We start from the raw sequence: 11,368 nt of genomic DNA, 5'->3' as shown, positions 1-11,368 counted from the left end.
AACGTCGCGCGCAACAACGAAAACAAAAATGGCCGGGATTTCACCCGGCCATTTTGCGTTTGTGTGTGCCGTTACCGCGGCGGCGCGGTGCCGGGCGGGGGCGGTGGCAGCGAGGCCTGACCGCCGTTGAGCAGCGGCGTGATGTTGCGGACGGTGACGCGCCGGTTGATCGCGCTCGGCCCCTGCGTCTGCTCCTTCAGGTACTGCTCGCCATAGCCCTGCGACGTCAGGTTCTCCGCAGGCACACCGAACTGCTGGGTCAGCAATTCGGCCGCGGACTGCGCGCGGCGGTCCGACAGCGACAGATTGTCGACCTCGTTGCCGACCGCGTCGGTATGTCCCTCGATCAGGAACACCACGCGCGGGTTGGCCTGGATCGCACGGTTGAGGCCGTCGGCGATCACTTGCAGCTTCGCCGCCTGATCCGGTGGGATCGTCCACGAACCCGTCTCGAAGGTGATCGTGTTGACGTCGATGCTCGGCATCTGCATGCGAATATTCGGGCTGTAGCGGATCTCGTCGAGCGTGTAGCGCCGATTGATCCGCTGCACCGGCGGTGCCTCCATGGTCTGGTAGATCACGTCCGGCGACGCCTCCTCCGCGTCGACGATGTAGCGATCGTAGGGAATGTTCACGACCGGCGGCGGCGCGTCGACATAGAAGCCGCCGACCGACTGCGGATCGCGGTAGCTGTTGTCGATGATGATGAGCTCGCGCCCGCCGGGGTCCCTGCGAATTCGCCGCAGCAACCGACCGTCGGGAGCGACCACGGTGATGATCTCGCTGCCGTCGGGACGGATCACGACGGTGCGAGTATCGCCGCCGACGGTGTCGGTGCGGATGTCGCGGGCGCCATAGCGGAAGCGATAGAGATCGTTGCCGCGGACGTAGGCCTGCCCGCCGGGATCGCGGATGATGATGCGATCCGGCTCGGTGTAGACGGTGCGGCCGCCTTCGATGGACTCGCGTCGCTGGTTGTGCAGGTCGGCGATGGTCGCACCGATCACGGCGCCGGCCACGACGCCCGCACCGATCGCGAGCGGCGTCAGGTCACGCTGCGGCGGACGCGGCGGAGGTGGCAGCGGTGCGACGACTGTCGGCGCGGCCTGGAAGGCAGGCGTAACCGTCGGCGGAGCGAATTGCGCCCTGTTGGGCGGCGGCGTTGCGGCCGCCGAGCCCGGGACTGTGCTCGGCGCTGCGGCACCGGCAGGAGCCGCGGGCCGGGCCGGGAGGCCGCCGGCCTGGGGCGGCGCAGCCGGAGTTCCGGCAGCGGGCGCGCCGGCGGGCGGCGTTCCACCCTGAGGTCCTGGCGTCGGTCCCGCACCGGGACGTCCGGGCGGCGGCGTCAGAGCGCCGCCGGGGGCCGGCGTTGCCGTCGGAGCCGGGGTCGCCGCGCCGGGCGCGGGCGTCGGTGCAGGACCCGGACGTCCGGATGGCGGCGTCGCGGTGCCGCCGGGTGCCGGCGTGGTCGTTGGAGCGGGCGTAGCGCCTGGAGCTGGCGGTGATCCTGCAGCCGGGGGCGAACCGGGCCGTACGCCGGGCGGCGGTGCACCGGGGCGTCCGGCCGGCGGAGCGCCGGGCGTGCTGCCCGGAGCCGGCGTCGCGGTCGGCGCAGGTGTTGCTGTCGGTGCGGGTGTCGGCGTCGGAGCGGGAGTGGCTGCCGGCGCAGGCGAGCCGGGGCGGGCCGTCGGCGCTGCGGGCGGAGGAGCCGCGGGCGTCGGCGTCGCTGTGGGCGCAGGCGTGGGCCGCGCCGCGGGGCCTGCAGGAGGCGGCGGCGGAGGTGTCGGAGTCGGACGTGCCGCGGGAGGAGGCGGAGTCGGCGGCGCGTGCTGTGGAGCTGCGGCGGGCGGCGGCGCGGGTGGCGTGGGCGCCGGACGTGCTGCGGGCGGAGCCGGAGGCGGCGGTGTCGGGGCGTGCTGCTGCGGGGCCGCGGCCGGAGGCGGCGAAGGCTGCTTCGGAGCTGCAGGCGGCGGTGGCGGGGGCGGCGGAGCCGGACGTGCCGCAGGCGGAGGCGGAGGCGGCGCCGCGGGGCGCGGCGGCGCGGCGGCCGGCGGAGGCGCAGCGGGCGGGTGCGGCGGCGCAGCGGCGGGCGGCGGAGCGGCCGGGCGCGCGGGCGCAGCAGGCGGCGCAGCCCCTGGCGGTCCCTTCGGCGGCTGCTTCGGTTTTCCGTCAGGGCCCGTCTCTTGAGGCTGGGCCTGCGCGACCACGAGCGGCGAAGCGCCTTGCGCATGCGATGCGGTGTTTGCCAATTGCATCGCGGTCAGAGCCGTGGTGGCAAGCAGCACGAAACGAAGATTGGTCATAGTGGTGAACTTCCCCGGAAGGTTCTTTGACGAAGTGGTGGGATGAACAGCTACGCGTTAGGCCGCATTGTGGCGAGCAAAGCGGGCGCGGCCCGATTTATTTCTGCACGCAAATCACCTCATTATGCCGACGTTCATTGCGCATTCAGGCGTGGGTTGCAATCGCCTCACATGCGATGGTTCGCCTCATATGTGATCCCGCCGCGGAGTTGCGTCCGTCGCAGGACCGGGAGTGAGCGGCCCGTTCGGCCCGCGCGTTGGAATCTCTTCAGGCATGCGGCCCGGCAATTCGTCGGGCCGCGGTGATTCGCCGGGCTCGTGCACCGGCGGCGTGATTTCGGGCTGAGGATTGCCCGGCGGAATTCCAGGCGGCGGCTCGGTGGGAGTCCCCGGTGTTGCCGGTGGAATCTCGGGCGGTTCGATCGGCATCGGCATCATCGAGTTCGGTTGTCCAGAGGACAACAACGGCGATGCCGCGCCGATGTTCCTTGCCGCGTCGTCGCGGGGCGCGCCTATTCGGGCGCGTGACAGACGGCTTCGATGTTATGGCCGTCGGTGTCCCGCACGAAGGCGCCGTAATAGTTCGGATGATAGTGCGGACGGATGCCGGGCGGTCCGTTGTCGCGACCACCGGCCGCGATTGCCGCCTTGTAGAAGGCGTCGACCGTGGCGCGGTCCTTTGCCGCGATCGCGACATGCACCGGCTTGTTCATGGCGCCTTCGCCGCCAATCCAGAAATCCGGCTTGCCGTCGGCACCGAAGCCGGCGGCCGGATCGTGGCCGGTCTGCTCCGCCGTGACCTCCATGATGAGGCTGTAGCCGAGCGGCGCCAGCGCCTTGGCATAGAACGCTTTCGCGCGCTCATAGTCGGAGACGGAGAAACCCAAATGGTCGATCATCGCAACCTCCGTTGTTCGCCCCTGTCAGCGTGACAGGAACGTATTGCTTCGTGTCTTGCGTGCGATCGCAAAGCCGCGCGCGACCATGTCGGCAATACAATCCTGCTGCCATTCCTTTTGTGACAGATGCTCGATCACCACCGCGCGTGGCCACAGCGCTTGCGGCGCGTCGCGGAAGAAGCCGGTCAGCACGCGGTCCTCGAAGCCTTCGACGTCGATCTTGAGCGCGTCGACCTGCGTGACGCCGGCCTCGTCGAGAATGCGCATCAAGCGCAGCGACGGGACCTTGATCGCATCGGCGCTGGCCGTGCCGGTGACGACGTGGGTGGCACCGAGATTGCCGCCGCCGCTCTCGATCATCAGCTCGCCGTCGCTGTCGCCTGCTGCGGCCTGCACCAGGCGGACCTGCGTCGCTTTCGAGGCGGCGTGGTTGAAGGAGAGACGTCCGAAGGTCAGCGGATGCGGCTCGATCGCGATCACCTTGCCTGCGGGCCCGACCTGCCGCGCCATCACCAGGGCAAACGTGCCGACATTGGCGCCGACGTCCACGAACACGCCGCCCGCCGGGGTATGCTGGCGCAGGAAGTCGAGCTCGTCGAGATTGTAGTCGGGGTTGAACAGCGCGCCGCGCTCGGTCGCGCTGCCCTGGTGGTAGAAGCGGAACGAGGCGCCCTGATACTGCACGTCGACCGGACCGCCGCGCAGCAGATTGACCAGCCGCGACAGCCAGGGCCGGAACGCGCCGCGCTTCAGCCCCGATTGCGTCGCGAGGCGAATGATCGCGGCCTGCGCCGCATTCGGCGCAAACGTGCCGAACGGCGCGGACGAAGGGGCGTTGTCGGTCGTCAAGCAGGTGGTCCTCGTTGCAAGCGGCGCATGCATAGCCGGTTTTGCCGGGGACTCCAACGCTCGATCACCGGTGTCGTCCCGGGGCGCGAAGCGAGCCCGGGACCCGTAACCCCAGGGAGGAGTCGTGACGCCAAACTCCCACTCCGAGTCTTCGCCAAGTCTCTCCCTGTGGGTATGGGTCCCGGATCGGCGCTCCGCTTCGCTGCGCTTGTCCGGGACGACGAGGGAGAGAGAAGCGCTTCACGCCGCCCTTGTCGGCGCTGGCTTGCGCGGGCGCAGGAAGCGGCCGAGCAGCCTGCGCCGGCCCTTGCGCGGGATCAGGTCGATGTCGCTGACGAGCTTGGCGCCGCCCTTGCGCCGCTCCAGCACGATCTTGCGGCTGTGGAAGGCCTCCAGCTCGACGCGGTGCGCGACGCTGACGATGGTCGCCTTCGGCAGCGCGTCGGTGACCATCTTCATCATCTTGTCCTGGCTCTTCTCGTCGAGCGCCGAGGTCGCCTCGTCAAGGACGACGATGTCGGGGTTGTGCAGCAGGAGCCGAGCGAAGGCGAGGCGCTGCTTCTCGCCGCCGGACAGCGTCTGATCCCACGGTCCTTCCTCCTCGATCTTCTCCTTGAGATGGTCGAGGCCGACCTTGTGCAGGGCTTCTCCGATTTCGTCGACGGTCCAGTCGTCTTCGGCCCCGGGATAGGCGACCGCGCGGCGCAGGGATCCGGAGGGCACGTAAGGCCGCTGCGGCAGCATGAACAGCCGCCGGTCGGGATGGAAATTGACGCTGCCGCCGCCCCACGGCCACAGCCCCGCAATGGCGCGCACCAGCGTGCTCTTGCCGGTGCCGGATTCGCCGGCGACCAGCAGGCGCTCGCCGGGCTCGATCACCACCTCGGTCTCGCCGACCACGGCGGTGCCGTCGTCGAGCGTGACCGAGAGGTCGTTCAGCTCCAGCATCGCCTCGTTGCTGGTCTCGCCGCGCTTGATGCGGCCGATGCCGTCGCCCTGCTCGGCGCGCTCGAGGCCGTCCAGCGACATCATCAGCGAGGCGATGCGGCGCGCGCAGGCGTTCCAGTCGGCCAGCCGCGGATAATTGTCGACCAGCCAGCCGAACGCGCCCTGCACGATGGTGAAGGCGGAGGCCGCCTGCATCACCTGTCCGAGCGTCATGCTGCCGTCGAGGAATTTGGGTGCGCAGAGCAGCAGAGGCACCACCGGTGCAACGAGGTTCGATCCCTGTGACACCAGCGTGGTGCGCATGTGCTGGCCGGCGAGCCGCGCCCATTGCCGCAGCACGTTGGTGAAATTGCGGTCGATGCCGCCGCGCTCCTCCTCCTCGCCGCCGAGCAGCGCGATGCTCTCGCCGTTCTCGCGCACCCGCGTCAGGGTGTAGCGGAAATCGGCCTCGGCCTGGTTCTTGTCTTCGGAGATCTGCACGAAGCGGCGGCCGATCACCACGATCGAGCTCGATGCGATCGCGGCGTAGAGGATCGCGGCGATCACGAGGAAGCCGGGAATGGTGATGGTCGATCCACCCAGCGCGATCGTGAGCGCGCCGCCGATGGTCCAGAGCACGACGATGAAGGTCACCGCCGACAGCAGTGCCGAGGTGACGCCGGCGAGGAAATCGACCGGCGAATCGGTCGCGATGCGCAGATCCTCCGCGATCCGGTATTCGGGATTCTTGTGGTCGCCGCCGACGAGGTTGAGCTGGTAGTAACGCCCGTTGGCGAGCCACCGCGTCAGCACGCTCGCCGTGAGCCAGGCGCGCCAGCGCCGCTGGATGCCCATCCGCGCGAACACCTGGGCCACGCCGAGCACGATGCTGCCGATCGCGAGCGGCACGAACACCGCGGTGAGATGAAACACGCTGGTCGCATCGCGCTTCTCGATGGCGTCGAAGATCGCGCGATTCCAGACATTGATGCCGTACTGGAAGGCGACGGTGAGGACGATCAGCATGCCGAGGCCGATCGAGAACGGCCAGGCGAGGCGATCGCCGTTGCGGCCCCAGAAGCCGCGCGCGCTGATCCAGAAGCGGGTCAGCAGATAATCCTTGCGCGCCTGCTCGGCCTCCTCAGGTGACAGCTCGGGATCGGGTTCGAGCTCCTCGGGCGGGGGCGGAGCCACGTCCTCGCCAGTCTCGCCCTCGATTTCGATGATGGGCGGCTTCTTGCCCTGTTCGCGCTTCCCGGCCGGTTTTTGCATGGCCGGACAACGCAAGGGAAATCAGTCGGTTCCCTGCGGTTCCGAGGCCGGGCTATTCGGCCGCGCCACCGCGTACCCGCCGCAGCCGCGCGGCTCTGTGGAGGATCTGCGACAGCTCCTCGATCGAATAGGGCTTTTGCACGAGTTCGAAACCGTCGCTGCCGTCCTGCGCCAGCGCCTCGCTGTAGCCGGTGGTCAGCACGACCGGTGCGCCGATGCCGCGATCGCGGATCGCCCGCGCCAGTTCGAGCCCGGTCATGCCGGGCATGACCACATCCGAGAACACGACGTCGAAACGATCCGTGTCCACGACCAGCTCGGCGAGCGCGTCGGCGGCGTTGTCGACCAGGGTGATGCTGTAGCCGAGCTCGGTCAGCCCATCGGCGGCGAAATTGGCGAGCTCGATATTGTCCTCGACCACCAGCACCGACATGCCGCTGCCCGGCTGCGCCGGCGCCGTGTTGGGCGCCTGCTGCTGCGGCAGCAGGTCCGCCGGCACGCGCGGCAAATAGAGCGAGAAGGTGCTGCCCTGGCCGACTTCGCTCGTGACCGTCACCTCGCCGCCGGATTGCCGGGCAAAGCCAAACACCTGGGAAAGGCCAAGACCCGTGCCGTGGCCGACCTGCTTGGTGGTGAAGAACGGCTCGAAGATGCGCCCGAGGCGCGCGGCCGGAATGCCGATTCCGGTATCGCTAACGACGACGCAGACGAAGCCATTGCTGTCAGGGATATGACCGCCCGGAAGATGCGCCAGCGTGTCCGGAACGGTCGTCGCCACCTCGACCTTGAAGCTGATCCGGCCCTTGCCCTGCATGGCATCGCGCGCATTGGTCGCCATGTTGATCAGCGCCGTCTCGAACTGGCTGGCATCGGCATTGACGAGGCACGGCTCGGCCGGCAGCTGTGTCGCGATCTCGATCGCGGGTCCCAGCAGGGTAGCGAGCATGTCGTGCAGCGACTGCATCCGCTCGCCGACGTCGAACACCTCCGGTTTCAGGGTCTGGCGCCGCGCGAAGGCGAGGAGCTGCGACGTCAGCCTGGCGGCGCGCGCGACCGCATCCGCGATCGCGGTCATGTAGCGCTGCCGCCGCTCCTCCGTCAGTTGCGGCCGGTTCAAGAGGTCGACGGAGGCGCGGATCACGGTCAGCAGATTGTTGAAGTCGTGTGCGACGCCGCCGGTGAGCTGGCCCAGCGCCTCCAGGCGCTGGCTGTGCTTGAGCGCCTCCTCGGCCTCGCGCCGCTTTGCGGCTTCGGTCTGGAGATGCTGGGTGCGCCGGAAGGCGAACGCGAGCAGCAGGAACAGCAGTGCGGTCGCGGGAACGCCGAACACCAGATGCTGGCCCATTGTGGCGAGCCAGCGCGCGCGGATCGCCGAGGTCTCGAGCCCCGCGCTGACATAGATCGGATACTCGGCGATGCGCCTGTAGCCGAGCCGGCGCTCGATCCCGTCTGACGGCCAGGCGATGGTCATGAGCCCGTGCGCGGGGCGCGCGGCGATCTGGCGGCCGACCGGCCCGCCTGGATCGAGCCGGAGGTCGCGGTCGAGCCGCGGAAAATGCGCCAGCACCACGCCGTCGGCGCGACCCATCGCGAAGAAGCTGCCGGGATCGGAGCCGATCCTGGCGTAAAAGCTCTCGAAATATTCCGGCAGGACGGAGGCCTGGATCACGCCGATGAAGCTGCCGTCGTCGGAGTCGCGGCGGCGGCTCATCCCGAAGAAGCGCGCACCCTGATAGGGCGGACGCGGCGTCAGGGGCATGCCGATGAACGTGCCGATGGCCTGGTCGACATGGGCGTAGAAGTAGTCGCGGTCCGCGAAGCTCAGCTCCGGCGGCGGCGAGGCGAGGCTGTTGACCAGCGCCTTTCCGTTCGCATCGAAGATCCAGGCCGATTTGAGCTGCGGCAGCGAATCGGCCAGCCGCTTCAGGCGGCGGTGCAGCGCCGGTTCGCGCGCGCGGATGAGGTCGTCGGGGAGGCCGCGCACGACCTCGTTGAGCTCGGCAAGGCTGCGGTCGATGGTCTCGAACACCTTGAGCGCGTGCTCATGCGCGACGTCGAGGGTGCGCTCGATCTCGCGGTCGGCGATATCTTTGGTCGATGTGTAGGAGATCGTGGCGGCGATCGCGAACAGGGCAATCGGCAATGCCAGGGATGCCGCCATCATCCACTGCAACAGCTTCAGCGAATTGCGTTGCGCACCCTGCACAGTCGCTCCGGTCCCTGGACCCGAGCTTAACTGAATTTCCCGCTGGGAAGGAAGCCGCTTATGACCGGAACCGGTGGTTGCAATTCCAGATAATCGCCCGCGGCGCGGGTTGGCGGAAAAATCTACTCAAATTGACGCCGGCCGTAGCAGGCCCCGGCCATCTCGGCCGGGGATCGAAGCATGGATCAGGTCTAGATCTGCCGCTCGACCATCTTGAGCTTGAGCTCGGCGATGGCTTCCGCCGGGTTGAGGCCTTTCGGGCACGCCTTGGCGCAGTTCATGATGGTGTGGCAGCGGTAGAGCCGGAACGGGTCCTCGAGATTGTCGAGCCGCTCGCCGGTCGCCTCGTCCCGCGAATCGGAGACCCAGCGGTTGGCCTGCAGCAGCGCGGCGGGGCCGAGATAGCGGTCGCTGTTCCACCAATAGCTCGGGCACGAGGTCGAGCAGCAGGCGCAGAGGATGCACTCGTAGAGGCCGTCGAGCTTCTCGCGGTCCTCGTGGCTCTGGCGCCATTCCTTCTGCGGTGTCGGCGAGGTCGTCTTCAGCCACGGCTCGACCGAGGCATACTGCGCGTAGAAATTGGTGAGGTCGGGGACGAGGTCCTTGACGACCGGCTGGTGCGGCAGCGGATTGATCTTCACCGCGCCGTCCTTCACGTCGTGCATCGAGCGGGTGCAGGCCAGCGTGTTCTGGCCGTCGATGTTCATGGCGCAGGAGCCGCAGACGCCTTCGCGGCAGGAGCGGCGGAAGGTCAGCGACGGGTCGATGTTGTTCTTGATCCAGATCAGGCCGTCCAGCACCATCGGACCGCAATCATTGGTGTCGACGTAGTAGGTGTCGACGCTCGGATTCTTGCCGTCGTCCGGATTCCAGCGATAGACGCGGAATTCGCGAACGTCAGTCGCGCCCGCGGGCTTCGGCCAGGTCTTGCCGCCGGTGATCTTGGAGTTCTTCGGAAGTGCGAATTCAACCATTGCTCTAACCTTTCGTCATTCCGGGATGGTCCAAAGGACCAGACCCGGAATCTCGAGATTCCGGGGTCGATGCATCGCCCCGGAATGACGGCTACTGTTCGATCAGTACACGCGCGCCTTGGGCGGGATGTACTGCACGTCGTTGGTCATGGTGTAGTCGTGAACCGGGCGATACTCGATCTTGACCTTGCCGGCATCGTCCAGCCAGGCCAGCGTGTGCTTCATCCAGTTCTTGTCGTCGCGCTCGGAAAAATCCTCGCGGGCGTGGGCGCCGCGGCTCTCGGTGCGGTTGGCGGCCGAGTTCATCGTCACCACCGCCTGCGCGATCAGATTGTCGAACTCCAGCGTCTCGACGAGGTCCGAATTCCACACCAGCGAGCGGTCGGACACGGCGATGTCGGTGATGCCGCTGTGGACCTTCTCGATCAGGTTCTGGCCTTCGCTCAGGACTTCGCCGGTGCGGAACACGGCGCAGTTGCTCTGCATCACGTGCTGCATGCCTTCGCGCAGCTTTGCGGTCGGCGTGCCGCCGGAGGCGTAGCGGTAATGATCGAGGCGGCCGAGCGCGAGCTCGGCGGAGTTCGCCGGCAGCTCGGGCTGCTTGGCGTTGGGCGTGAGCTTCTCGGCCAGCCGCAGCGCGGCGGCGCGGCCGAACACCACGAGGTCGATCAGCGAGTTGGAGCCGAGACGGTTGGCGCCGTGCACGGAGACGCAGGCCGCTTCGCCGATCGCCATCAGGCCGGGGATGACGGCGTTGTCGTCGCCGTCCTTCTTGGTCAGCACTTCGCCGTGATAGTTCGTCGGGATGCCGCCCATGTTGTAGTGCACGGTCGGCACGATCGGGATCGGCTCGCGCGTCACGTCGACATTGGCGAAGATCTTCGCGGATTCGGAGATGCCCGGCAGGCGCTCGGCCAGCACCGCGGGATCGAGATGGTCGAGATGAAGGAAGATGTGGTCCTTCTTCTTGCCGACGCCGCGCCCTTCACGGATCTCGATGGTCATTGCGCGCGAGACGACGTCGCGCGATGCGAGGTCCTTGGCCGACGGCGCGTAGCGCTCCATGAAGCGCTCGCCCTCGGAGTTGACGAGATAGCCGCCTTCGCCGCGCGCGCCTTCGGTGACGAGACAGCCCGAGCCGTAGATGCCGGTCGGATGGAACTGCACAAACTCCATGTCCTGCATCGGCAGGCCGGCGCGCAGCACCATGCCGCCGCCGTCGCCGGTGCAGGTGTGCGCCGAGGTGCAGGAGGCATAGGCGCGGCCGTAGCCGCCGGTCGCGAGAATCACGGTCTGGGCGCGGAAGCGATGCAGCGTGCCGTCATCGAGCTTGAGCGCGATGACGCCGCGGCAGGTGCCCTGGTCGTCCATGATCAGGTCGATGGCGAAGAACTCGATGAAGAATTCGGCCGCGTGACGCAGCGACTGGCCGTACATCGTGTGCAGCATGGCATGGCCGGTGCGGTCCGCGGCGGCGCAGGTGCGCTGCGCCTGACCCTTGCCGAAGTCCAACGTCATGCCGCCAAACGGGCGCTGGTAGATCTTGCCGTCCTCGGTGCGCGAGAACGGCACGCCCCAATGTTCGAGCTCGTAGACCGCGTCGGGCGCGTTGCGCACCATGTATTCGATCGCGTCCTGGTCGCCCAGCCAGTCCGACCCCTTCACGGTGTCGTACATGTGCCAGCGCCAGTCGTCCTTGTGCATGTTGCCGAGCGAGGCGGAGATGCCGCCTTGCGCCGCGACCGTGTGCGAGCGGGTCGGAAACACCTTGGTGATGCAGGCCGTGCGCAGGCCCGCCTCGCTGCAGCCGACCACGGCGCGCAGTCCCGCGCCGCCGGCGCCGACCACGACGACGTCATAGGTGTGGTCTTCGATGGGATAGGCTTTTCCGTTGGTGGCGGGAGCGCCGTTGCCCTTGCCATTCGTCTCGTTGGCCAT

The 11,368-nt window shown here is 68.0% G+C and carries 8 protein-coding genes; all 8 read right to left on the bottom strand.

Translation table 11 applies throughout. The features are described from left to right. Window positions 1-71: 71 nt before the first annotated feature. Window positions 72-2,303, bottom strand: a complete 2,232-nt coding sequence (locus tag ACE10W_RS41520; protein ID WP_304549672.1) for an OmpA family protein — start codon at window positions 2,301-2,303, stop codon at window positions 72-74. Between the two features lie 186 nt (window positions 2,304-2,489). Further along, entirely contained in the window at window positions 2,490-2,732 is a 243-nt protein-coding gene (locus ACE10W_RS41515) for a hypothetical protein (protein ID WP_162494189.1), read from the bottom strand. Window positions 2,733-2,815: 83 nt separating this feature from the next. Next, window positions 2,816-3,202: a VOC family protein gene (locus ACE10W_RS41510; protein WP_304549669.1), complete on the bottom strand. Its 387-nt coding sequence runs from the start codon at window positions 3,200-3,202 to the stop codon at window positions 2,816-2,818. 24 nt (window positions 3,203-3,226) lie between these two features. After that, window positions 3,227-4,051: an FkbM family methyltransferase gene (locus ACE10W_RS41505; protein WP_038965090.1), complete on the bottom strand. Its 825-nt coding sequence runs from the start codon at window positions 4,049-4,051 to the stop codon at window positions 3,227-3,229. A 240-nt stretch (window positions 4,052-4,291) separates the two neighbouring features. Further along, window positions 4,292-6,250: an ABC transporter ATP-binding protein/permease gene (locus ACE10W_RS41500; RefSeq protein WP_028174915.1), complete on the bottom strand. Its 1,959-nt coding sequence runs from the start codon at window positions 6,248-6,250 to the stop codon at window positions 4,292-4,294. Between the two features lie 52 nt (window positions 6,251-6,302). Continuing rightward, on the bottom strand, window positions 6,303-8,456 hold the full coding sequence (locus ACE10W_RS41495; protein ID WP_304549667.1) for a hybrid sensor histidine kinase/response regulator: 2,154 nt from the start codon (window positions 8,454-8,456) through the stop codon (window positions 6,303-6,305). A 191-nt stretch (window positions 8,457-8,647) separates the two neighbouring features. Then, the gene (locus ACE10W_RS41490; RefSeq protein ID WP_011083346.1) at window positions 8,648-9,430 is read right to left on the bottom strand and encodes a succinate dehydrogenase iron-sulfur subunit; all 783 of its coding nucleotides are present in this window, start codon (window positions 9,428-9,430) and stop codon (window positions 8,648-8,650) included. Window positions 9,431-9,532: 102 nt separating this feature from the next. Next, entirely contained in the window at window positions 9,533-11,368 is a 1,836-nt protein-coding gene (sdhA, locus tag ACE10W_RS41485; protein WP_011083345.1) for a succinate dehydrogenase flavoprotein subunit, read from the bottom strand.

It is taken from the genome of Bradyrhizobium sp. B025 (assembly GCF_042257955.1).
GTDB lineage: Bacteria > Pseudomonadota > Alphaproteobacteria > Rhizobiales > Xanthobacteraceae > Bradyrhizobium > Bradyrhizobium diazoefficiens.
The sequence above is the reverse complement of the archived record's forward strand: the minus strand, read 5'-3'. Positions and strand labels throughout refer to the sequence as shown.

Coding starts and splice junctions, on each gene's coding strand:
- ACE10W_RS41520 (WP_304549672.1), bottom strand. CDS start 2,303: ATGACCAATCTTCGTTTCGTGCTGCTTGCCACCACGGCTCTGACCGCG.
- ACE10W_RS41515 (WP_162494189.1), bottom strand. CDS start 2,732: ATGCCGATCGAACCGCCCGAGATTCCACCGGCAACACCGGGGACTCCC.
- ACE10W_RS41510 (WP_304549669.1), bottom strand. CDS start 3,202: ATGATCGACCATTTGGGTTTCTCCGTCTCCGACTATGAGCGCGCGAAA.
- ACE10W_RS41500 (WP_028174915.1), bottom strand. CDS start 6,250: ATGCAAAAACCGGCCGGGAAGCGCGAACAGGGCAAGAAGCCGCCCATC.
- ACE10W_RS41490 (WP_011083346.1), bottom strand. CDS start 9,430: ATGGTTGAATTCGCACTTCCGAAGAACTCCAAGATCACCGGCGGCAAG.
- sdhA (WP_011083345.1), bottom strand. CDS start 11,368: ATGGCCAACGAGACGAATGGCAAGGGCAACGGCGCTCCCGCCACCAAC.